The organism is Paraburkholderia denitrificans (assembly GCF_042655705.1).
Lineage (GTDB): Bacteria > Pseudomonadota > Gammaproteobacteria > Burkholderiales > Burkholderiaceae > Paraburkholderia > Paraburkholderia denitrificans.
Genome location: NZ_JBHSMP010000009.1, coordinates 196,185 through 217,136 on the forward strand (window position 1 = coordinate 196,185; position 20,952 = coordinate 217,136).

The following is a 20,952-nucleotide window of genomic DNA, read 5'->3' on the forward strand; positions in this document are numbered from 1 at the left end:
CGCATCGGGTTTCGGGACGGGAAAGGCGCCTCTTTTTCGGGCTCGACAAAGCGGCCATGTACTGTATATTTATACAGTACATGGCCGCTTTTTTTTGTTTCGAATTTTCCCCGTGAATAACCCCGACCACGATCGCCACGACGATCCCGACGCATGGCAACCCGTCGCGCCGCCCGCGCCGAGGAAAGGGCGCGGCGCGGTCTCGAACCTCCAGGGGCGCTACGAAGCGGATCGGCGCGAGGTGTTCGACGACGGCTGGCAGCCGTCTTCGGACGACCCGCATGACGGCGCGCCAGCGCTCTTTACGCAGGTCTTCGAGGAGCGGGCGAAAACCATCCTCACGCGCAACCAGTCGCCGGATCTGCCGTTCAACGTGTCGCTCAATCCCTATCGCGGCTGCGAGCACGGCTGCATCTACTGCTTTGCCCGGCCCACGCACAGCTATCTGGGGCTGTCGCCGGGGCTCGACTTCGAAAGCCGCATCTACGCGAAGGTCAACGCGCGCGAACTGCTCGTGCGCGAGCTATCGAAGCCGTCCTACGAACCCGAACCCATCGCGCTCGGCGTCAACACCGACGCGTGGCAGCCCGTCGAGCGCGACTTGCGCATCACGCGCGGCGTGATCGAGGTGCTGGCCGAACGGCAGCATCCGTTCGCGGCGATCACGAAGTCGTCGCTGATCGAGCGCGATCTCGACCTGCTCGTGCCGATGGCGCAGCGGCGGCAATTCATGGCGGCGATCACGATCACGACGCTCGACGCCGGGATCGCCCGCACGCTGGAGCCACGTGCCGCAGCGCCCGCGCGGCGTCTGCGCACGATCCGTACTTTGGCCGAGGCGGGGATTCCGGTCGGCGTGAGCATCGCGCCGGTGATTCCGTTCGTCACCGAGCCCGATATGGAACGGGTGCTCGAAGCCTGTGCCGAGGCGGGTGCGACGAGCGCGAGCTACATCGTGCTGCGTCTGCCGTGGGAAGTCGCGCCGCTGTTCCAGCAATGGCTCGCCGCGCATTTTCCGCAGCGCGCCGGGCGTGTGATGAACCGCGTGCGCGACATGCGCGGCGGCAAGGACTACGACGCGTCGTTCTCGCAACGCATGAAGGGCACCGGGCTCTGGTCCGATCTGCTCAAGCAGCGCTTTCGCCAGGCCGTGAAGCGCCTCGGGCTGAACGAGCGGCAACACGGCATCCTCGACATGTCGGCATTCGTCGGCGCGAAGTCTGCGCGCGAGAAGCCGCAGCTCGATCTGTTCTAGCGCGTGCGTCCGCGTGTTGGCAACTGTTGGCGTGTGTTGGCGCGTGTTGGCGTGCGTTACTGCGAAATCGCCTTGGCGGCTTCGACCTGCGATTCGAAGTACGTCTGGAACGAGAGGGCGAGGCCCGTCATAAGCAGGAACGCGCCGATCATGAGCGAAAAAATCACGATTAGGACGACGGTCCAGCCCGAGCGGCTTTTGCGGCCGGTCTGCGCATTGAACTGCGCGTCCCATTTCTCGTCGGGGCGCAGGCCATAGACGATGGCCGCCAGAAATGCCGAGAGTACGGATACCGCGCCGATCACGGCGAGCGCCCAGCCGGGAAGCGAGGCGCGCGCGGTGGCGGCAAGCAGCAGGACGCCGGGGATGCCGATCAGCGTGCCGATGACATGCGCCCAGCCCCAGACGTCGCGCGGGCCGTATAGATAGAAGCGGTGCGCGCCGAAGCTGCCGAGGAAGCACGCGAGCGCGGCGGTGAACGTCCTGGAGCGAAAGCGTGCGGGATTGTTTTCGTTGGACATGGGCGGGCGGAGTCGTTGGCGCCGTGGGCGGCGCGGACAATTGGGGATTGTACGTCGCACCCGTGACGGTGCGCGCAAGTTACGGCGGGGCCGTGCCCGGCGTGCCGCCGCCGTCCGCTTACGGCTTCGTATAGGTCACGCGATAGATCGCGCCCGCATAGTCGTCGCTGATGAGGAGCGAGCCGTCGGGCAGCGGCAGTACATCGTCGGGGCGGCCCCATTCGGTTTCGTCGGCGTTGAGCCAGCCGTGCGCGAACACTTGCTCGCGCGCGTTCGTGCCGTCGACGTTTGCCGTGATCCGCACGACGCGGTAACCGACTTTCTTGCTGCGGTTCCACGAGCCGTGTTCGGCGATGAAGATACTGTCGCGATAATCGGGTGGGAACATCGTGCCGGTATAGAAGCGCATGCCGAGCGACGCCACGTGCGCGCCGAGCTTCGCGACCGGCGGCGTGAAGTTGCTGCACGGATGACCCGCCCCGAACTCGGGATCGGCGATATTGCCGCCGTGGCAGTAGGGGAAGCCGAAATCGAGACCGGTGCGTGAGAGGCGGTTGAGCTTGTCGTCGGGGATGTCGTCGCCCATCCGATCGCGGCCGTTGTCGGTGAACCACAGTTCGTGCGTCCGCGGATGCCACGCGAAGCCGACCGAGTTGCGTACGCCGCGCGCAATCGTCTCGTAGTGGCTGCCGTCCGGGTCCATGCGGCCGATCATCGCGTAACGCGTACGCTGCGGATCGTTCGCGGGGAGGCAGACGTTGCACGGCGCGCCTTGCGGCACGTAGAGCTTGCCGTCCGGTCCGAACGCGATGAATTTCCAGCCGTGGTGGTACGCCGCAGGCAGGGCGTCCGTCACGACGACGGGTTTTGGCGGATCGTCGAGATGGGTGTCGATTGCGTCGAGGCGCAGGATCGACGAAACGGCGGAAACGTAGAGCGAGCCGTCGCGCCACGCCACGCCGACCGGCATCGGCAGCCCCGACGCAATCACATGGCGCCGCGCGAGCTTGCCGTCGCGCAGTTCGAGGGCGTAGACATGGCTGTCCAGGCTGCCGACATAGAGGATGCCGTTCGGCGAAAGCGTCATTTCGCGGGCTGCGGGGACGTCGTCGGAGAGCACTTCGATGTGAAAGCCCGGCGGCAGCGCGATGCGCTCGATTGGCAGTGCGGCGTGTACGAGTGGCGCCGTCAGGGCGAGGAGGGCTGCAAGGGCCGGAAAAAGCGCAGCGGTGCCCACGTGGCGTGTCAGAATGGCCGGGTCTGTCTCGCGCAGGGCTGCGCGGGTCCGACCGGCCTGGCCAGCAGACGGGGAACGAACCGGGGAACGAACATCCCGCCGCGTTCCGGCATCGCGTCGCCGTCGCACAACAACTCGCACAACTGGCCCAAAGCGCACAACGAGCCGCAGCAGCGCCGTGAGAGCCCGCTCGCAGCGGCAATCCGTCCGTGGTCGACTGCCATTCATCGCACTCTCCCGCTTGGTTTTCCCAGTTAAGTGTTTGTTATGGCTTCGGTTTCGGGATATAATCGCCGGTTTCAGTGGTTCCGAACCCCGGTTTTCAAGGATTCTAGTATGGTCATCATCCGTCTGGCACGCGGCGGCTCGAAGAAGCGCCCTTTCTACAACATCGTCGCAACCGACTCGCGCAATCGCCGCGACGGCCGTTTCATCGAGCGCGTGGGCTTCTACAACCCGGTCGCGACCAAGGGTGAAACGCTTCGCATCGCGCAAGACCGCGTGACGTACTGGCAAGGCGTGGGCGCACAACTGTCGCCGGCCGTCGAGCGTCTCGTGAAGGAATCGCAAAAGGCAACGGTTGCTGCTTAATTGCAGCGTTCGTGTCTTTTTGTCGACTGGTTTTACGCACGCACGCGCAGCATGAGCCGCGCGTGCGTGTTGAGTTTACAGCGGTTTTGCAGCGGATTTTGCCGCAGGCTTTGCCAAGTGAGTGGGTTGTGAGGTTCGCCGATGCATGACGACGCAAAAGCGGACGCACCAACCGCTGATAAATCACCTGACAAAGCGGCCGACAACGCGGTCGACAAGCCGCGCCAGGGCGCAGCCGATGAGGCCGGGCGCCGCGCTGCGCCGTCCTTCGGCGCGTTCGTGCGCAAGCCTGTGCGCGAAAGCGCGGCAGGTGCGAACGGCAAAGCTGCGGCAGCGGTGGCTGAAGGCCTGCGCCCCGAAACCGAGGCGAGCTTTCCGGCGGACGCGCTCGAAGTGGGCGCCGTGGTCGATGCCTACGGTCTCAAGGGCTGGGTGAAAGTCGCACCGCACGCGCAGGGCGGCGGCGCGTTGCTCTCGGCGAAGCGCTGGTGGCTCGTCAAGGGCCGCGAGCGGCAGTCGTCGGCGCGTGTTGCCGCGAAAGTGCACGGCGACAGCGTCGTCGGGCAGCTGGCGGGCGTAGCCGACCGCGACGCCGCGATGCTGCTGCGCGGTTCCCGCGTCTACGTGAGCCGCGCCGAATTCCCCGCTCCCGCAGCCGACGAGTATTACTGGGTCGATCTGATGGGTCTCGACGTCGCCAACGAGGCGGGCGTCGAACTCGGCAAGGTCGCCGACCTGATCGACAACGGTGCGCAGTCGGTGTTGCGCATCGAATATCCGTCGACGGGCAAGGACGGCAAACCGGCCACCGGCGAGCGGCTGATTCCGTTTGTTGGCGCGTTCATCAAGACGGTGGACCTGACGGCGAAGCGAATCGTCGTCGACTGGGAAGCCGATTACTGATTCCGCAACTGAGCCCGCGCCGTTGCTTCGTACGCATTTTTTGTACACATTTCGCTGACTGGAGAGGGCGATGCAGTTCGATGTCGTGACGCTCTTTCCCGAGATGTTCCGCGCGCTGACCGACTGGGGCATCACCAGCCGGGCGGCGAAGCAGGCGCGTTATGGTCTGCGCACGTGGAATCCGCGCGATTTCACGACCGATAACTACCGCACGATCGACGATCGTCCGTACGGCGGCGGCCCCGGCATGGTGATGCTGGCGAAGCCGCTGGAAGAGGCGATCGGCGCGGCGAAAGCCGCGCAGGCGCAGGCGGGCTTGCCCGCGCCGCGCGTGCTGCTGATGTCGCCGCAAGGCGCGCGCCTCACGCACGAGCGTGTGATGGAGTTCGCGGCCGAACCCGGGCTCGTGCTGCTGTGCGGCCGTTATGAAGCGATCGACCAGCGTCTGGTCGACCGTTGCGTCGACGAGGAAGTAAGTCTCGGCGACTTCGTGCTGTCGGGCGGCGAATTGCCCGCGATGGCGCTGATGGATGCCGTCGTACGGCAGTTGCCGGGTGTGCTCAACGATGCGCAGTCGGCGGTGCAGGACAGCTTTGTCGACGGTCTGCTCGACTGTCCGCATTACACGCGCCCCGAGGAATACGACGGCGTGCGCGTGCCCGATGTGCTGCTCGGCGGCCATCATGCGGAAATCGAGCAGTGGCGCCGCCGTGAGGCGCTGCGCAATACGTGGAACAAGCGGCCCGATCTGATCGAGCGGGCCAGAAAGAACAAGATGCTGAGCCGTGCCGATGAGGCATGGCTTGCTAGTCTCGCGAAAGGTACGGGCGGAGCGTAATGCTCCGGACGGGCGCGCCGCGAGGCGCCCAGGCGGTGCCGCTTCATGCGTGAACGGCGCCAGTTGTGAACCCATCCTCTATCGGGGCCGTGGCTGCCGGAATCCGGCACAGGTGCGAACGCCGACAAGATGGCTTTTGGAGTGTATCCATGAACCTGATTGAAAAACTCGAACAGGAAGAAATCCAGCGCGTGCTGGGCGAGAAGACCATCCCCGAATTCGCCCCCGGCGATACGGTGATCGTCAACGTGAACGTGGTTGAAGGTAACCGCAAGCGCGTTCAGGCATACGAAGGCGTCGTGATCGCGAAGCGTAACCGCGGCCTGAACTCGTCGTTCATCGTGCGCAAGATCTCGTCGGGCGAAGGCGTCGAGCGTACGTTCCAGACGTACTCGCCGCTCTTGGCCAGCATCGTTGTGAAGCGTCGTGGCGACGTGCGTCGCGCGAAGCTCTACTACCTGCGCAACCTGTCGGGCAAGAAGGCTCGCATCAAGGAAAAGCTGGTGTCGAAAGACCGCGCAGCCGCTCCGGTCGGGCAAGCGTAAAAGCTGTAAGAAAAAGCACCCTCCGGGGTGCTTTTTTCGTTTTCGACGCAAAATATTCGCCGTGCAGGACAGTTCGCTCCGCCACCTTGCCGACGGCCGCCAATGGCCACCAGCGGCAGGAACGTGCGGATCATTCGCACCAGGGGTGCGTGTATTTCGAGAGAACCGTTGATTCGCCCAGTTTTTGAACCTGAAAGCTTGCCGATCGAATCGACCGGCGCCAGGCTGCCGCTCGTGGCCGCCGAGCGGCTCACGCCACCGGGATTGCGCGCGCGCTTCGAACAGAGCCTGCCGTGGGATCCCGAGCCGCAGGAGGCCGCGCTGTACGACGTGCGCGATCCGCGCCGGGCTGCGGTGCTGGTTCCGCTCGCGATGCGCGCGTCGGGGGTGACGGTGCTGCTCACGCAGCGCGCCGATCACCTGAGCAACCATGCGGGCCAGGTGAGCTTTCCGGGCGGCAGTCTCGAACCCGCCGATCCCACCCCGATTGCCGCCGCGCTGCGCGAGGCGCATGAGGAAGTGAATCTCGACCCGGCGCGGGTCGAAGTGCTCGGCGCGCTGCCCGACTATCTGACCGGCACGGGTTTTCGCGTGACGCCCGTGGTCGGCCTCGTGCACGAGCCGTTCAGTCTTGCCGCCGACGCGCTCGAAGTGGCGGAGATCTTCGAAGTGCCGCTCAGCTTCCTCATGGATCCCGCGCATCATCAGGTACGCGTGCTGCGCTGGGCGGGCGGCGAGCGCCGTTTTTTCGCCATGCCGTATTCCGGCGCGGATGCGAGCGGCATACGCGCGCCGCATTTTATCTGGGGTGCGACGGCGGGCATGCTGCGCAACTTCTACCGCTTTCTGCTGGCCTGACGCGGTGCCGTGCGTGCAAACACTACAGCGCATTTGCGCCGGAGTGTTGTAGGTTTGCCTCCCGCGCTCAGGCACATCTGGCCCTGTGATATTGTTACAACCAACTTTACAACCACGAATTGCACGGCGCGTCGCATGACCTTCTTCTCCGTATTGCTCGCTCTCATCGTCGAACAGATGCGGGCGCTTTCGCCGAATAACCCCATCATGGGTCTCGTGCGCCTCAATGCGGAATGGGCGGCGCGCGGCTTCGACGCCGGCAAGCCGAAGCACGGTCTGATCGCCTGGCTTGCCGTCGTGCTGCCCTGGACGCTCGTCACGGCGCTCGTCTACTACGTGCTCTATCACATCAGCTTCGTGCTGGCGTTCCTGTGGAACGTGGTGGTGGTGTACCTCACGCTCGGCTTCCGGCAGTTCAGCCACTATTTCACCGATATTCACCTCGCGCTCAACAACGACGACCTGCCGCACGCCCGCGAAGTGCTGCAGGAGTGGACCGGCATGGACACCGTCGACATGCCCGCGAGCGAGATCGTGCGCCACACGCTGATCCATGCGGTGGTGGCGTCGCACCGGCACGTCTTCGGCGTGTTCTTCTGGTTTCTCGTGCCGATCGGCCCGGCTGGCGCCGTGCTGTACCGCATTGCCGAATATCTCGCGCGCGAGTGGTCGCGCCCCACCGGCGAGCGCAGCGAGCCGTTCTCGCACGTCGCACAGCAATTGTTCTTCGTGATCGACTGGGTGCCTGCGCGCCTCACGTCGCTCGGCTTTGCGATCGTCGGCAATTTTGAAGATGCGATCTACGCCTGGCGCAATCACGCGAACCAGTGGCCCGATACCAACGAAGGCGTATTGCTCGCGGCGGGTAGCGGTGCGCTGGGCGCGCGCCTGTCGGGGCCGCTTGCCGAGCCGTCCAGCCTCGACGAGCTCGCCACGCCGGGCGAGGGCGGTCCGTACACGGTCGGCGACGACTGCACGCCGCGCACGCTCCAGTCGGCTGTCGGCCTCGTGTGGCGCGCCGTGATTCTGTGGATGATCCTGCTGCTCATGGTCACGATCGCCCTGTGGTTCTGAGCTTCGTCGTTTTCTAGCCTTTACATGCAAACGGCCCGCTTCGAGCGGGCCGTTTGCATGATGTGTCGCGATTCTGTGCCGTCATTCGTCGCGCACGTCGCGCTCCCGTCCGCACTGCCAGCAGACCGTGAACTGAGCCTCCAGCGTTTCGCCGCAGCGCGGGCAACGCCAGGAAGGCGCGCCCGCGGGCGGTCCGCTCTTCGCTTCGTCGATGAGGCGAAGCGCGAGCGTCTCGTCGCGTTCGTCGACGAGCCAGATTTCCGGCGCGCACTGCTCGGCGGGAATCTCGCCCATCGCGCCGCTCAGGTAGCGGTTGTGCAGCTCGCACGGCACACCCGCCGTTTCAAGGATGTTCATCCAGTGCTGGGCGATCAGCAGGTTCGGGGCGCGTACGAGCTTGAGCATGGTATTGGCCCGCTCAGCGCACGATCTGGCTGATCTCGTGCATCAGTTGCGCGTAGAGCGCCTGGCGTTCCGGCGCGACGCTGCCGTCCTCGACTGCTTCGAGCACCGCGCAGCCCGGCTCGTGCAGGTGATGGCAGTTGTAGAAGCGGCAGTGCGCGAGCAACGGCCTGAACTCGGGGAACGCGCGCTCGAGCCGGCCTTCGGTCAGGTGGTAGAGGCCGAACTCCTGGAACCCCGGCGAATCGATCAGTGCGCCATCGCTAGCTGCTCCGTCATCCGGCAGCTTGTAGAGGCGCGTGAACGTCGTCGTGTGGCGGCCGCTATTGAGCGCCGTCGAAATCTCGCGCGTGGCCGCCTCGGCGTCGGGGATCAGCAGGTTCACGAGCGTCGACTTGCCCATGCCCGACTGTCCGAGCAGGATCGTCGCGTGGCCGTGCAGATGCTCGGCGAGCGTCGCGTGCGCCGCTTCCGGCTGGCCTTTCACGGAGACTTCGAGCACCGTGTAGCCGAGCGCCCGATAGCGTTCGAGCCGCGTGCGCGCGCGCGGCAGCGCGGCTTCCACGTCGATCTTGTTCAACACGATCAGCGGCTTGAGATCGTTGGCTTCGGCGGCCACGAGCGCGCGGCCCAGCAGATCCTCGCTGAAGTGCGGCTCCGTGGCGAGCACGATCAGCAACTGGTCGAGGTTCGCGGCAAAGAGCTTCGACTTGTACTGGTCGGAGCGGTAGAGCAGGTTGCGCCGCGCGCCGATCGTGACGATCACGCCCTGGTCGGCCGAGGTCGACTGGTACTCGACGCGGTCGCCCACGGCCACCTCGCTTTTCTTGCCGCGTGGGAAGCACTGGAGCGGCGCGCCGCCGTCCTCGGGCGCGACGAGATAGTGGCGGCCGTGCGCTGCGATCACGAGCCCGTGCAGCGTGCTGCCGGCCGTGCGATTCGTGTTGCCGGTGCTGCCTGCGCTGCCCTTCGAGACGCGCCGGTTCATGCGTGCGCGAGCAGCCGGTCGATCCGCTGCGAGGCGGGCGGGTGCGAGTAGTAGAACGCGGTGTAGACGGGATCGGGCGTCAGCGTCGACGCGTTGTCCTCGTAAAGCTTCACGAGCGCGTTGACGAGGTTCTGGGCGTCGGTTTGCGTCGCGGCGAAGGCATCGGCTTCGAATTCGTGCTTGCGCGAGCTGAGGCTGCCGAGCGGCGTCACGAAGAACAGGAACACCGGCACGGCGAGGAAGAACAGCACGAGCGCAAGCGCTTCGTTGCCGCCGAGCAGCGACGGCCGCACGCCAAGCCCTTCGTAGAACCACACGCGCTGCGACAGCCACCCGAGCAGCGCGAGCAGCGCGAGGCTGATCGCGAATGTCACGGCCATGCGCTTGACGACGTGGCGGCGCTTGAAGTGCCCGAGTTCGTGCGCGAGCACGGCCTCGATCTCGCTGCCTGACAGGCGTTCGAGCAGCGTGTCGAAGAACACGATGCGCTTGGCCGCGCCGAAGCCCGTGAAGTAGGCGTTGCCGTGTGCCGAACGGCGGCTGCCGTCCATCACGAACAGACCCTTGGCGGCGAAGCCGCAGCGCTGCATCAGCGCTTCGATGCGCGCGCGCAGCGCTTCGTCCTTGAGCGGCTCGAACTTGTTGAAGAGCGGCGCGATGAGGCTCGGATAGAGCACGAGCACGAGCATCTGGAACGCGACCCAGACGACCCACGTCCACAGCCACCAGAGGCTGCCCGCCTGCTGCATGAGCCACAGCACGACGAAGAGAAGCGGAATGCCGAAGACCGCGCCGATCAGGAGACCTTTGATGCGGTCGACGAAGAACATGCGCTTCGTCATGCGGTTAAAGCCGAAGCGCTCTTCGATCACGAACTGCCGGTAATAGTCGAGCGGCAAATCGACGATGCCGCTAACGGCGAGCACCGCGGCGACGAGCGCCATCTGCCCGATATAACTGCGGCCGAGCCAGCCCGAGATGCCGAAATCGAGCGCCTGCACGCCGCCGAGCAGCGTCAGCACGATCAGCACTATGGCGGAGAGCAGGATTTCGAGCACGCCGAGCCGCGTGCGCGTGATCGTGTAGTCGGCGGCGCGCTGGTGGGCGGAGAGCGGGATCGTGGCCGAGAACTGCGCGGGCACTGCGCCGCGGTGGGCGGCAACGAAGCGCACCTGGCGGGAAGCGAGCCAGAGTTTGGTCGCGACCATGGCGACCACTGCGATCACGAAGAGGGCACTGAAGATCAGCGCAGGAGACATATTGGGCATCCGGGGGATCCGTGGTATCTATGCGACAATTATATGTTCTAGTCGGCTGCGCCACCCATCCTCGCGCATCCGCGTCTTTACCGATCCGGGTTGCAACTCATGACAGATACAAATTCCGCCACGTCGAACGGCCAGGCAACACTCATCGAACGCACCGACATGAACCTGATCTGGCTCGACATGGAGATGACGGGACTCGATCCCGACAACGACCGGATCATCGAAATCGCAGTGGTGGTGACGAATTCGACGCTCGACAAGGTGGTGGAAGGCCCGGTACTGGCGATCCATCAGAGCCCGGCCGATCTCGACCGCATGGACGAGTGGAACCGCAATACGCACGGCCGCTCGGGCCTGATCGAGCGCGTGCGCGCCTCGACGGTGACCGAGGAGAGCGCCACTGAGCAGATTCTCGCGTTCCTGTCGCAATACGTGCCGCCGGGCAAGTCGCCGATGTGTGGCAACTCGATCTGTCAGGACCGCCGCTTCATGGCGCGCTGGATGCCGACGCTCGAGCGCTTCTTCCACTACCGCAATCTCGACGTGAGCACGCTCAAGGAGCTGTGCCGCCGCTGGCAGCCCGCGATCTACAAGGGCTTCCAGAAGCGCGCGATGCATACGGCGCTCGCCGACATCCACGAGTCGATCGACGAACTCAAGTACTACCGCGAGCATTTCCTCGTGCCCGCTGCGTCGAGCGTGGCGCCGGAAGGCGAACCGGCGGCCGGCGTGGCGAAGTGAGCGTGCCGCGCCGGGCTCGCCCGGCGCATTGCAGTCAGGCGCGATTCACGCCCCTTACACACGTTATGCACGTTATGCACGCGGGGCAAGTTACGCGCGCGGCGCGCGCTGCGCGCTCTTCGGGCGGAATGCCGTGACGACTTTCGGATCGGTTTCGACATACGGGCCGCCGATCAGATCGATGCAGTACGGCACCGCCGCGAAGATACCCGGCACTTTCACCGCGCCGGTTTCGTCGCGCAGACCTTCCAGCGTTTCCTTGATCGACTTCGGCTGACCCGGCAGGTTGACGATCAGCGCCGCGTGGTCCCCGGTCTCGCGGATCACGGCCACCTGGCGTGACAGGATCGCCGTCGGCACGAAATTCAGACTGATCTGGCGCATCTGCTCGCCGAATCCCGGCATTTCCTTCGTCGCGACCGCGAGCGTCGCCTCGGGCGTCACGTCGCGGCGCGCCGGGCCCGTGCCGCCCGTCGTCAGGACGAGGTCGCAGCCCAGGCCGTCCACGAGCGCCGTGAGCGTCGCCGAGATGGTTGCGGCGTCGTCCTGGATCAGGCGCGTTTCGGCTCGCCAGGGCGACTTCAGCACCGCGCCGAGCCATTCCATCAGCGACGGAATCCCCTTGTCCTCGTAGACGCCCGCGCTCGCGCGGTCGCTGACCGACACGAGGCCGATCACCAGTTCGTCCGGATGGTTGCGCTCAGGCTTCGTCATCGCCGGCTTCCTCTTGTGCGTCGTGGTCTTCCTCGTCGCCTTCGGCCGCGCCGCTCGCCGTCTTGATCCACTGGAACAGTTCGCGGAAGTACTTCGGCGGACGGCCTTGCTGCTGCTCGCGGCGCACGTTGCGGATCAGCGTGCGGCCTTCCTGCGGATCGGCGGCGGGATGCTGGCGGATGAAGTCGGTGAGCGCGGCGTCGTCGGCGAGTAGCTTGTCGCGCGTGCGCTCGATCCAGTGCAGGCGCGCCGTGGCGGCCTTGTTCACGCCGCGGTGCTCGTCGAGCGCGGTGCGCAGCGCAGCCGTTTCGGCTTCGGTCAGGCCGCGCATCATGCGGCCCACGTACTGGAGCTGGCGGCGCTTGCCTTCGTGATCGGTAATGCGGCGCGCCTCGTGGACGGCGTCCGCGAGATCTTCGGTCATCGGCATGCGCTTGAGCGCGTCTTTCGGCAGCTCGACGAGCGCCTCGCCCAGTTCCTGGAGCGCTTCCATCTCGCGCTTGATCTGCGACTTGCTCGGGCGGTCGTATCCGTTGTCGTCGACCTCGGCGGCAGCGTCGTTTATCGGTTGAATGCGGGTTTTGCGTTTCATGGGCGGTATTGTAGCGTGCCGGGGCGGCCCGACTGCGGTGGAGAACCGGATACCTTGCTATGATCGCGGGATGCGCCAAGGGCGCCGAATCAACCGACACACGACACCAGCGGGCCCCGGTCATTCATGGGCCCAGAACCGGACAGTAACGACAATGGCAGCAGACATCGAAGCCCGGCAGCGCTTTTTCCCGCACACCCAGGACGAACTGAAGGAGATCGCGTCGGACATCCTTCGTCACGCGAAGGCGCTCGGTGCGAGCGACGCGGCGACGGAAATTTCCGAAGGCGACGGGCTGTCCGTCTCCGTGCGGCGCGGTGAAGTCGAGACCATCGAGCACAACCGCGACAAGATGGTCGGCGTGACCGTCTATATCGGCAACAAGCGCGGTAATGCGAGCACCTCGGACTTCTCGCCGCAGGCGCTCAAGGACACGGTCGCGGCCGCGTACAACATCGCGCGCTTCACCGCCGACGACGACTGCGCAGGCCTCGCCGAGCGCGATCTGCTCGAAACGTCGCCGCGCGACCTCGATCTCTATCACCCGTGGAATCTTTCGGCGGAGGAAGCCGTCGAGATCGCGCGCCGCGCCGAAGACGCCGCGTTCGCCACCGATCCGCGCGTGAAGAACTCGGAAGGCGCGAGCGTTTCCGCGCAGCACTCGCAGTTCGTGCTCGGCACGACGGGCGGCTTCCTGCACGGCTATCCGTATTCGCGCCACTACGTTTCGTGCGCGCCGATCGCGGGCGAAGGCCGCCACATGCAGCGCGACGACTGGTACACGTCGCGGCGCAGCGCAAGCGAGCTGGCTTCGCCCGAAGCCGTCGGCCGCTACGCCGCCGAGCGCGCGCTGTCGCGCCTGAACGCGCGCGGCCTCGATACGCGCAAGGTGCCGGTGCTGTTCGAGGCGCCGCTCGCGGCCGGGCTGCTCGGCGCGTTCGTGCAGGCGACGAGCGGCGGCGCGCTCTATCGCAAGACCTCGTTCCTCGTCGACAGCCTCGGCACGCAGGTCTTCGCGCCGCATATCCAGATCGTCGAGGATCCGCACGTGGCGCGCGCAGCGGGCAGCGCACCGTTCGACGAAGAGGGCGTGCGCACGCATCGCCGCGAAGTCGTGAAGGACGGCATCGTGCAGGGCTATTTCCTGTCCTCGTATTCGGCACGCAAGCTCGGCATGCAAACCACCGGCAACGCGGGCGGCTCGCATAACCTGCAGTTGAAGAGCTCGCTCACCGAGCCCGGCGACGACTTCGAGGAAATGCTCAGGAAGCTCGGCACTGGTCTGCTGCTGACCGAACTCATGGGGCAGGGCGTGAACTTCGTGACGGGCGACTATTCGCGCGGCGCGTCGGGCTTCTGGGTCGAGAACGGCAAGATCCAGTATCCCGTCGAAGAGATCACCGTGGCTTCGACGCTGCAGGAGATGTTCCACCATATCGTCGCCGTGGGCGCGGATACGCTCGCGCGCGGCACCCGGCAAACCGGCTCGGTGCTGATCGAGCGGATGACGGTCGCGGGGCAGTAACGCGGTTTTAAGCCTGAACTCGGCCTGAATTCGGCCTGAATCAACGCAAACGGCACGCTTTCATTAGCGTGCCGTTTTTGTTTGTGCGTCGCGTGTGCTTACGAGGCGTACTTCAGTCGCGGCGTTCGTAAGTCACGAACGCGAAGTCGAAATCGTTGGGCGGATTGGCGTGCAGCGTTTCGCGCGACGTTTCGCGCCACAGCGCGGGATCGGGTGCGGGGAAACTCGCATCGCCCTTGAAGTCGGCGGCGATTTCGGTGACCACGAGCTTGTGAGCAAGCGCGAGCCCGTCTGCGTAAAGCTGCGCGCCGCCGATCAGGAAAGCCTCGGGCGCTTCGTCCTGCGCCGCGAGCGCGAGCGCCGCTTCGAGGCTCGTTACCGTGTCGCAGCCGGGAAAGCGCTTCGAGCCGTCGCGCGTGACGACGATGTTGCGCCGCCCGGGCAGCGCGCGGCCGATCGATTCGTGCGTCTTGCGGCCCATGACGATGGGCGCGCCCATCGTGGTCCGTTTGAAGAAGGCGAGATCTTCGGGCAGCCGCCAGGGCAGTTCGTTGTCGCGGCCGATCACGCCGTTGCGGGCGCGCGCGACGATTACCGTGAGGGTTGTCATCGAGTGGAGCGGAGGGTTGGGAACATCGCCCCGATTTTACCCGAGCGCGGCTTTGCCTCTCTCGGGCGCTCGCCCCGGACCTTGCCTTGGACACTACGGCTCGTTTTCGGCCTCGCCGCCAAAGATCGTTTTTTCGTCGCGCAGGCCATGCGTGCCCATCAGACGGTACAGCGTCACGCGCGAGATGCCGAGATCCGCGGCAGCTTCCGCGAGGCGATGGCGATGACGCAGGAGCGCGGCCTCGATCGCGCGCTTCTCGGCCGATTCGCGCGCTTGCGAGAGTGTCACGGTCTGCTGTGCGGTGAAGTGCGCGAGGTCGAGATCGTCAGCGGTGATCAGCTTGCTCTCGGCCATCACGATTGCGCGCCGCACGCGGTTGATCAGCTCGCGCACGTTACCTGGCCAGTTGTAGTTGTACATCGCCTCGATCGCGTCGGGCGCAAAACCGCGGATCTTGCGCGCGCTGTCCATCTTGAACTTGTGCAGGATGTGATGCGCGAGGATTTCGATGTCCTTGCCGCGCGCGCGCAGCGGCGGCTCGTCCACGCGCAGCACGCACAGCCTGTGAAAGAGGTCGGCGCGGAAGCCGCCGGTGTGCATCGCGGTTTCGAGATCGACGTGCGTCGCCGAGATGATGCGGACGTCCACCGGAATCTGCTCGTGGCCGCCGAGGCGCTCGATCTTGCCTTCCTGGAGAAAGCGCAGCAGGCTCGCCTGGCTTTCCATCGGCAGGTCGCCGATTTCGTCGAGAAAAAGCGTGCCGCCGTTGGCCGCCTCGACGCGCCCGATCTTGCGCTGGTTCGCGCCCGTGAACGCGCCGCGCTCGTAGCCGAACAGTTCGGATTGCAGAAGGTGATGCGGAATCGCCCCGCAGTTGATTGGCATGAACTGCGCCTTGCGGCGCGACGAGCGCTCGTGGATCGCGAGCGCCGTGAGTTCCTTGCCGGTGCCCGACTCGCCCGAGATGAACACGGTCGCATCGGTGCCCGCGACCTTGCGGATCGTGCGAAAGAGCTGCTGCATCGCTTCGCAGGTGCCCACCATTTCGTCTTCGTCCTGGACCGTGGCCGCTGGCGCATCGAGGTCGCAGAGCGACACCATGCCGTACGCGTGTGTCACGAGGTAGTCGAGCGTCGCGTCCGTCACCGGCAGATGCACGAAGTCGAAGCAGAAGTGGCGGATCAGCCGGCGCACGTCGGGATTGACGAGGTGCGCCGAATCGGTGAGCGTGATCCAGCCGACTTGCTGCAGCCGCAGCGCTGCTTCGAGCCCCGCGCAGTCGCGCAGCGCGAAGCCGGTCAGATCGATGAGACCCGCGTACGCGGATTCGGGCTTCACGAGCCGCGAAGCCTCGTGGGCGGTGCGCGCCGTCGCCAGTTCCCAGCCGCGGCTTTTCAGGTAGGCCGAGAGCGCCGCGTCGGGCGTGCGGGCGAGATAGATCAGCGTGCGCACGGACTTCGCCTCGAACCCCGCATCGGATTTCGAAGCGGGCTCGCCGGTCTCGTGCGCAGCGCCGGGCACATCGGGCGGCCTCGCGAGAGCAGGCCGCTGGCCTGCGCCTGCGAGAGGCGTCACGGTGGCGCTGAAGGGAGAGGATTCACGCACAATCGTCCTCGTGTTCGTCAGAAGGTATAGGGGAACCGCACGCCGACGACGAAGTTCGGTGCGTCGGGCGTGAGGCCCACGGCAACCGCGCCGTTGATCGTCAGGTGCTTGTTGACCACGTGATTCAAGCCGAAGTTGAGCACCGACGCGGTGGTCTGGCTGCCCGGCACGCTGGCCCAGGCACCGCCCGGCGCCCGGGTCTGCGACTGCGGCGAGATCGCCATCGTGTAGGCGATGCTGGCCGAATCCTTGTCGGAGAACGCGAGCGCGACGCCGCCGCCGAACTGGTAGATGTCGCCGAGCTTCACCTCGGCTGGCTCGACTTGCCCGACCACCGACGAAATATCGGCGAACGAGCGTGCAATGTTGTACGTGTACGAGAAGCTGCCGAACAGCACGACCGGATCGTAGGTCTTCAGCACGGACAGGCCGGCCGTGATGTTCCAGAAGCCGGTGCCCGTGGGCAGCCTGGTCGGCGCGACGAGGTTGGTGTTGTCCGCGCTGATCTGCACGAGCTTGATGCCGAACGGCGCGCTGCCGGTCGGCGTCTTCACGCGCAGGCTGCCGACCACATCGGGCAGGTTGTTGGTTTCCTTCAGGAACTGGTAGTAGATCCCGAACGTCACGTCGCCGATGTCGGACGAGTTGACCGAGGCATCGGAGAGCGTGCCCGCCGCGCCGCCCGCGCCGCCGATGATGAAGGTGCTGTGGCGGTAGACGTAGGGCACGTCGACGTCGACGCTGATGCGGTCGGTCAGGCCATAGCGCGTGTCGAGATCGGCCTGGATCTGGTGCGACTTCGTTTCGCCCAGATTGATGTTGCCGAGGAAAATCGCGTCCAGCGCGAGGAAGCCCGAAAGCTGCAACTGGCGCCGGTCGTAATACGTGTCGCTGATGCCCCAGTCGAGCGTGAGCCGACGGTCGAAGAGCGGCGCGTGCTCGCGCTCGACGACAGCCTGCTCGGCCTGGGTGCGCTGCGGCTGCGCTTCTTTCTGCGTTTCTCCAACCGTGGGATTCACGCCGACGGGCGCGCCCTGTTGCGGGCCGCTCGACGCCGAACTGCCGGTTGCGCCGCCGCCCGGCCCGGCATCGGGCGAGGGCGGATTGACCGGCACGCCGGTCGCGGTGCCCGTGAGCGAGCCTGGTGCCGTCGCGCCCGGCAGCGCCTGGGCGAGCGGCGGCAGCGGCATGGGCAGACCGTCGTCGCCGGGCTGTTCGGCGACCGCCGTGTCGGAAGCCGCAGTAGCGGAGGCGGCGCCCGGCACGCCGCGTCCGCGCTGCGCCATCTCCAGATTCGTGACCTGGCGTTCGAGCGACTGGATCTGCTTTTGCTGCTCGTCGACCACGCGCATAAGCATGTTGACGCGCTCCTCGACCGACTGATTCTGAAGTTCCTGGGCACCGGCCGAATGTGCGAGCACGAATAGCGCGGCGGCTACGGGTATGGCCGCGCGCTTCGGGCGCGGCGGTCCCGCTCTGGTCATCGAGTTCATTCTTGTTTCCCCCCCCGGGGTTTCGAGACGGGTGGCCGACCGGTCGTCGCGCAATCCGCTCCCGCGTGTAGCGATGTGCCTCATCCCTGCTGTGCCAGGTGCGGCGGGGCGCTCGCTGCTCTCTCCTCGTCAGTGCAAATTGCGCAACGCCTGCAGCACGCCGGTCTGCCGGATCATCGCGCCGCCCATCTGCTGCGTTTGCAGCGCGAGCGACAACTGATTGGCGACCTGCTGGTTATTGCCGGCGATCTGGAGCAACTGGGCGATTGCGCTTGCCTGTTGCGTGCTGCCAGGCACGATGTTCTGCGTGGCGATGCCGGCCGGTGTCCGCACCGTTACGTTGACGCTGTTATTGGCGAAACTGATGGCCGCCTGGATGCTGCCGTTCGCGTTCGTGGCGAACGCGGCGGGCTGGTTGCCCGCGGCCGGGACGCCCGGCTGCGGCGCGATGTTGCTCACGCTGTTGACCGCGCTGTTGCTGTATTCGACGATCGCGCTGTTGGTGCCGATGTTGCTGTTGCCCGCGACCTGGGTGATCTGCGACACGCCGTTGACCGCCACGTTCTGTCCACCCGTGGCGACCGCGGCGGGATCGGCGCCGCTGTTGTGCATGTTGGTGCCGCGGCGCGTATCGGCGACTCCGGCCTCGGTCTGGATCTGTGCGGTGAGCTGATTGGTGAAGTCGCGCGCGACCGTGAGCGCGCCCTGGGCAATGGCCGTGGCGCCATTCGGCAAGCGCCATTGGGTCAGCACGCTCAGGACGAACCCGGAAATCATGTCGCTGCCGGCATACTTGCCGGTCTGACTGGCGAGCACGTCGTCGCCGACACTCTCGCACTGGATGCCGTGCTGCGCGACGCTGCCGGGGCTCAGGAATGCCGGTGGCGTCGGGGCGTCGGTGCTGCCTGCGCTCGCATGACCGCAGGCGAGCGCGAGGAGCGCTGCCGTGACGCCACGGGGTGAGAGGCTGCGTTTCATGGCTTGATCAGGACATCAGAACATGACGGCCCGCTCGAGGCCGTAATCGACGAAGGGCGTCGCCGCCGTGCCGTTCGCCAGTGCATTGGCGCGCAGCTTCAGCGCAAGCGACTCGTTGTTCTGCAGCAAAGGAGAATCCTCCCTGAACGGTTTGCCGAGCACCGCGAAGACGAGACCGTTCCAGGTCTTGGCGAAGTCGCCTTCGGCGACGATGCGGTTGCCGAGCGCCGGGTCCGCGAGGAAGATGCGCCCGTCTTCGGCATGCTTGACGATCACGAAGTGCTCGTAGCCATTGATGTTCATGAGCACGAGCACGGGAATCTGCAGGTGATACAGCGCGTCGGTGTTGACACGGAACCCACGTCCGCGCAGGCCGATCGTCTCGACGAACTTCTTCATGTCGAGCATCGAAAAGCCGTTCTTCTGGACCACTTCCGGTGTCGAGAACGTCATCATCCGGCGGATCAGCTCCACTTCCGGAATGTCGATGCCGTAGCCGTACTTGAGGAGGGTCGCGAGGGCAGCCGCGCCACAGCTGTAGTCGAACTGCTGGGTGACGATGCTGCGGTAACGGATGTCCTTCATCGAGCGGATCGGCAACTTCACCGGCACGCCGATGAGATTAGTCGCGTCGATGCTCGACTGTGCGTGGGCGTGCGCACACAACGCGCACGCTGCGAGCGCTGCGACACAAGCCTTCAACGCCGGGAACCGGTCGAGCCCGGACATGGTTGCCTCCTGGCGAAATCGCGCCGGCTGCGGACGTCGCAGCCGGCGCGGGTCCTGGCGCTTACTTCGACACGGTCAGCGCGGCAATGGCGAGACCGTTGTGCTGCACGTTGCCCGCGCCACCAGCGATGTTCACGCCGATGTTGCCGCTTGCGCCGGCGAGCGCGTTCGGCGCCATCGAGGCGGTGCCGCCGAAGCTCCCGTTGAAGTTCAGGCCGGCGGACTGGCTGCTCTGGTCGGTGGCGACCATCGCTGCGCTATCCGGGGCCGACTTCCCGGTGCTGCTCGATGCGGCGAGGCTGTTGTTCTGCACGTTGCCCACGCCCGCGGCGATGTTCACGCCGATATTGCCGCTTGCGCCGGCGAGCGCATTGCTGCCGACCGACGCGTTGACGTTGAAGTTCTTGATCTTCGCGTTGCCGGCGGACGACTGGCTGTTGAAGATCTGTGCGTTGCCGAACACATTGCCCGCATCGATCATGGCGAGCGACGCTTCGTTGTTCTGCGCGTTGTCGACGCCTTCCGAGATGTTGATGCCGACATTGCCCGAGACGCCTGCGCCGGGCGCGCCGGTGCCGCCGATATTCGCGTCGAGCGAGCCGGCCGGAATGCCGTTGTAGTGCGTCGTGACCGCGCCGACCGTCGTGACGTCGGTGGTGTTGTCATGCGCCTGCACGTTCCAGTTGGCCGTGACCGAGTGCGAGTCGATGGAGCCGGATATCGAATAGCCGCTCGACTGCTCGTGGAAGGCCTGGTGGCCCGAGCCCTCGTTTGCCGAGAATCCCCAGGCGGCAGCCTGACCGGAACCCTGCGTGCCTTCGAAGTAGCCGGCGATGCCCGAGCCCTTCGCGTAGCTCGACGCGTGGTAGCCGCCGGAGAAGCCGCCCGCCACATAGCCTCCGCCGCCGCCCCAGTTCTTGTCGCCGTAGCTGTAGTGGCCATACGAGCCGCCGGCATGGCCGCCGCCCGATACATGGGCGCCCTGGCTCTGGTTCACGTCGTAGAAGTAGCCGCCGATACCGGAGCTTTGCTGGCTATATTCGTAGCCCCCGCCTGCCACGGCCGCCTTCTGGTTCGCGTAGGAATACCCCGATGATTCCTGGAAGCCTTGCGCACTCCCCGATGCCCTGAAATTCGTCTTCGTGACCGAAGCGGACGCGGTGCCGCCCGCGTCGACCGTCCGCGACGTGTTGTGGACGAAGGTGGTCACGCGACCCGTCGTGTACGTGCCCGTCGGCTGATTCGGCGTCAGCGTCACGGCGTCGAGGTTGACGCTCTGCGTGTTGTTGACGACCGCGCCGGTGGTGTTCGACACGTCGACGCAGCCGAACAGCAGGACGCCGCCCCACAGGTCGACGCCTTGATGGATGACGGTGGAATTGAAGATGTACGGATCCATCCCGCCGTGGGCGAAAACGCTGCCCGAGGAGACCGCGAGAACGGCCGCAGCGATGAGAGTGCGCTTCATGATGTCGCTCCGATACT

The 20,952-nt window shown here is 65.8% G+C and carries 22 protein-coding genes; 9 read left to right on the forward strand and 13 right to left on the reverse strand.

Annotated elements, in window-relative coordinates; translation table 11 throughout:
* Positions 1–112: 112 nt before the first annotated feature.
* Positions 113–1,255 carry a PA0069 family radical SAM protein gene (locus tag ACFPTO_RS06810; protein WP_377710335.1) on the forward strand — a complete coding sequence of 381 codons (1,143 nt, stop codon included), beginning with the start codon at positions 113–115 and terminating at the stop codon, positions 1,253–1,255.
* Positions 1,256–1,311: 56 nt separating this feature from the next.
* On the opposite strand, the gene ACFPTO_RS06815 is transcribed toward ACFPTO_RS06810, so the two are convergent.
* Together ACFPTO_RS06815 and ACFPTO_RS06820 are read right to left on the reverse strand one after the other, a co-directional pair.
* Positions 1,312–1,776: an NINE protein gene (locus ACFPTO_RS06815; protein ID WP_377710336.1), complete on the reverse strand. Its 465-nt coding sequence runs from the start codon at positions 1,774–1,776 to the stop codon at positions 1,312–1,314.
* A gap of 118 nt (positions 1,777–1,894) precedes the next feature.
* Positions 1,895–3,013 carry a PQQ-dependent sugar dehydrogenase gene (locus tag ACFPTO_RS06820; RefSeq protein WP_377710337.1) on the reverse strand — a complete coding sequence of 373 codons (1,119 nt, stop codon included), beginning with the start codon at positions 3,011–3,013 and terminating at the stop codon, positions 1,895–1,897.
* A 336-nt stretch (positions 3,014–3,349) separates the two neighbouring features.
* On the opposite strand from ACFPTO_RS06820, the gene rpsP reads away from it, so the two are divergent.
* The 6 genes from rpsP to ACFPTO_RS06850 all read left to right on the forward strand — a co-directional run bounded on the left by rpsP (position 3,350) and on the right by ACFPTO_RS06850 (position 7,822).
* Positions 3,350–3,604, forward strand: coding sequence for a 30S ribosomal protein S16 (rpsP, locus tag ACFPTO_RS06825; protein WP_293034524.1), 255 nt, complete (start codon positions 3,350–3,352; stop codon positions 3,602–3,604).
* Positions 3,605–3,745: 141 nt separating this feature from the next.
* Positions 3,746–4,507, forward strand: a complete 762-nt coding sequence (gene rimM, locus ACFPTO_RS06830) for a ribosome maturation factor RimM (RefSeq protein ID WP_377710338.1) — start codon at positions 3,746–3,748, stop codon at positions 4,505–4,507.
* A 70-nt stretch (positions 4,508–4,577) separates the two neighbouring features.
* Positions 4,578–5,345, forward strand: coding sequence for a tRNA (guanosine(37)-N1)-methyltransferase TrmD (gene trmD / locus ACFPTO_RS06835; protein ID WP_377710339.1), 768 nt, complete (start codon positions 4,578–4,580; stop codon positions 5,343–5,345).
* A gap of 149 nt (positions 5,346–5,494) precedes the next feature.
* Complete coding sequence (gene rplS / locus ACFPTO_RS06840; RefSeq protein ID WP_377710341.1) at positions 5,495–5,890, forward strand: 50S ribosomal protein L19; 396 nt, start codon at positions 5,495–5,497, stop codon at positions 5,888–5,890.
* Positions 5,891–6,058: 168 nt separating this feature from the next.
* Positions 6,059–6,748 carry a CoA pyrophosphatase gene (locus ACFPTO_RS06845; protein WP_377710343.1) on the forward strand — a complete coding sequence of 230 codons (690 nt, stop codon included), beginning with the start codon at positions 6,059–6,061 and terminating at the stop codon, positions 6,746–6,748.
* Positions 6,749–6,883: 135 nt separating this feature from the next.
* A complete protein-coding gene (locus ACFPTO_RS06850) occupies positions 6,884–7,822 on the forward strand; it encodes a CobD/CbiB family protein (RefSeq protein WP_377710345.1) in 939 nt (312 codons plus the stop codon).
* A gap of 81 nt (positions 7,823–7,903) precedes the next feature.
* On the opposite strand, the gene ACFPTO_RS06855 is transcribed toward ACFPTO_RS06850, so the two are convergent.
* The 3 genes from ACFPTO_RS06855 to ACFPTO_RS06865 are packed head-to-tail and all read right to left on the reverse strand — an operon-like array spanning position 7,904 to position 10,471.
* Positions 7,904–8,227: a putative signal transducing protein gene (locus tag ACFPTO_RS06855; protein ID WP_296655651.1), complete on the reverse strand. Its 324-nt coding sequence runs from the start codon at positions 8,225–8,227 to the stop codon at positions 7,904–7,906.
* A 13-nt stretch (positions 8,228–8,240) separates the two neighbouring features.
* Positions 8,241–9,212 (reverse strand): ribosome small subunit-dependent GTPase A, encoded by a 972-nt coding sequence (gene rsgA / locus ACFPTO_RS06860; protein WP_377710346.1) that lies wholly within the window; start codon positions 9,210–9,212, stop codon positions 8,241–8,243.
* On the reverse strand, positions 9,209–10,471 hold the full coding sequence (locus tag ACFPTO_RS06865) for a M48 family metallopeptidase (protein WP_377710559.1): 1,263 nt from the start codon (positions 10,469–10,471) through the stop codon (positions 9,209–9,211). Before ACFPTO_RS06865 ends, rsgA begins: the two co-directional genes overlap by 4 nt.
* A 108-nt stretch (positions 10,472–10,579) precedes the next feature.
* Here ACFPTO_RS06865 and orn point away from each other — a divergent pair, with 108 nt between their 5' ends.
* Positions 10,580–11,221 carry an oligoribonuclease gene (gene orn, locus ACFPTO_RS06870; RefSeq protein ID WP_377710347.1) on the forward strand — a complete coding sequence of 214 codons (642 nt, stop codon included), beginning with the start codon at positions 10,580–10,582 and terminating at the stop codon, positions 11,219–11,221.
* 90 nt (positions 11,222–11,311) lie between these two features.
* On the opposite strand, the gene mog is transcribed toward orn, so the two are convergent.
* Both mog and yjgA read right to left on the reverse strand, forming a co-directional pair.
* Positions 11,312–11,935, reverse strand: coding sequence for a molybdopterin adenylyltransferase (mog, locus tag ACFPTO_RS06875; RefSeq protein WP_377710348.1), 624 nt, complete (start codon positions 11,933–11,935; stop codon positions 11,312–11,314).
* Complete coding sequence (gene yjgA / locus ACFPTO_RS06880; RefSeq protein WP_377710349.1) at positions 11,922–12,527, reverse strand: ribosome biogenesis factor YjgA; 606 nt, start codon at positions 12,525–12,527, stop codon at positions 11,922–11,924. Before yjgA ends, mog begins: the two co-directional genes overlap by 14 nt.
* Before the next feature lie 154 nt (positions 12,528–12,681).
* On the opposite strand from yjgA, the gene pmbA reads away from it, so the two are divergent.
* Positions 12,682–14,052, forward strand: coding sequence for a metalloprotease PmbA (gene pmbA, locus ACFPTO_RS06885; protein WP_296655667.1), 1,371 nt, complete (start codon positions 12,682–12,684; stop codon positions 14,050–14,052).
* A gap of 112 nt (positions 14,053–14,164) precedes the next feature.
* Here the strand turns inward: pmbA and ACFPTO_RS06890 are convergent, their stop codons facing one another.
* The 6 genes from ACFPTO_RS06890 to ACFPTO_RS06915 form a co-directional block, all read right to left on the reverse strand.
* Positions 14,165–14,662, reverse strand: a complete 498-nt coding sequence (locus ACFPTO_RS06890) for a dihydrofolate reductase (RefSeq protein WP_293046523.1) — start codon at positions 14,660–14,662, stop codon at positions 14,165–14,167.
* Between the two features lie 93 nt (positions 14,663–14,755).
* Positions 14,756–16,237, reverse strand: coding sequence for a sigma-54 dependent transcriptional regulator (locus ACFPTO_RS06895; RefSeq protein ID WP_377710350.1), 1,482 nt, complete (start codon positions 16,235–16,237; stop codon positions 14,756–14,758).
* Between the two features lie 47 nt (positions 16,238–16,284).
* On the reverse strand, positions 16,285–17,760 hold the full coding sequence (locus ACFPTO_RS06900; RefSeq protein ID WP_377710351.1) for a hypothetical protein: 1,476 nt from the start codon (positions 17,758–17,760) through the stop codon (positions 16,285–16,287).
* A gap of 129 nt (positions 17,761–17,889) precedes the next feature.
* Entirely contained in the window at positions 17,890–18,738 is an 849-nt protein-coding gene (locus ACFPTO_RS06905) for a peptidase C39 (protein WP_377710352.1), read from the reverse strand.
* A 15-nt stretch (positions 18,739–18,753) separates the two neighbouring features.
* Positions 18,754–19,467, reverse strand: coding sequence for a C39 family peptidase (locus ACFPTO_RS06910; protein ID WP_377710354.1), 714 nt, complete (start codon positions 19,465–19,467; stop codon positions 18,754–18,756).
* 61 nt (positions 19,468–19,528) lie between these two features.
* The gene (locus ACFPTO_RS06915) at positions 19,529–20,935 is read right to left on the reverse strand and encodes a hypothetical protein (protein WP_377710356.1); all 1,407 of its coding nucleotides are present in this window, start codon (positions 20,933–20,935) and stop codon (positions 19,529–19,531) included.
* Between the last annotated feature and the right edge of the window lie 17 nt (positions 20,936–20,952).

Bases quoted from the DNA above. Each gene is read 5' to 3' on its own strand.
- rimM (WP_377710338.1), top strand. From the start codon at position 3,746: ATGCATGACGACGCAAAAGCGGACGCACCAACCGCTGATAAATCACCT.
- pmbA (WP_296655667.1), top strand. From the start codon at position 12,682: ATGGCAGCAGACATCGAAGCCCGGCAGCGCTTTTTCCCGCACACCCAG.
- ACFPTO_RS06865 (WP_377710559.1), bottom strand. From the start codon at position 10,471: ATGTCTCCTGCGCTGATCTTCAGTGCCCTCTTCGTGATCGCAGTGGTC.
- ACFPTO_RS06900 (WP_377710351.1), bottom strand. From the start codon at position 17,760: ATGAACTCGATGACCAGAGCGGGACCGCCGCGCCCGAAGCGCGCGGCC.
- yjgA (WP_377710349.1), bottom strand. From the start codon at position 12,527: ATGAAACGCAAAACCCGCATTCAACCGATAAACGACGCTGCCGCCGAG.
- mog (WP_377710348.1), bottom strand. From the start codon at position 11,935: ATGACGAAGCCTGAGCGCAACCATCCGGACGAACTGGTGATCGGCCTC.
- ACFPTO_RS06905 (WP_377710352.1), bottom strand. From the start codon at position 18,738: ATGAAACGCAGCCTCTCACCCCGTGGCGTCACGGCAGCGCTCCTCGCG.
- ACFPTO_RS06850 (WP_377710345.1), top strand. From the start codon at position 6,884: ATGACCTTCTTCTCCGTATTGCTCGCTCTCATCGTCGAACAGATGCGG.
- ACFPTO_RS06910 (WP_377710354.1), bottom strand. From the start codon at position 19,467: ATGTCCGGGCTCGACCGGTTCCCGGCGTTGAAGGCTTGTGTCGCAGCG.
- orn (WP_377710347.1), top strand. From the start codon at position 10,580: ATGACAGATACAAATTCCGCCACGTCGAACGGCCAGGCAACACTCATC.
- rpsP (WP_293034524.1), top strand. From the start codon at position 3,350: ATGGTCATCATCCGTCTGGCACGCGGCGGCTCGAAGAAGCGCCCTTTC.
- ACFPTO_RS06890 (WP_293046523.1), bottom strand. From the start codon at position 14,662: ATGACAACCCTCACGGTAATCGTCGCGCGCGCCCGCAACGGCGTGATC.
- trmD (WP_377710339.1), top strand. From the start codon at position 4,578: ATGCAGTTCGATGTCGTGACGCTCTTTCCCGAGATGTTCCGCGCGCTG.
- rsgA (WP_377710346.1), bottom strand. From the start codon at position 9,212: ATGAACCGGCGCGTCTCGAAGGGCAGCGCAGGCAGCACCGGCAACACG.
- rplS (WP_377710341.1), top strand. From the start codon at position 5,495: ATGAACCTGATTGAAAAACTCGAACAGGAAGAAATCCAGCGCGTGCTG.
- ACFPTO_RS06915 (WP_377710356.1), bottom strand. From the start codon at position 20,935: ATGAAGCGCACTCTCATCGCTGCGGCCGTTCTCGCGGTCTCCTCGGGC.
- ACFPTO_RS06855 (WP_296655651.1), bottom strand. From the start codon at position 8,227: ATGCTCAAGCTCGTACGCGCCCCGAACCTGCTGATCGCCCAGCACTGG.
- ACFPTO_RS06815 (WP_377710336.1), bottom strand. From the start codon at position 1,776: ATGTCCAACGAAAACAATCCCGCACGCTTTCGCTCCAGGACGTTCACC.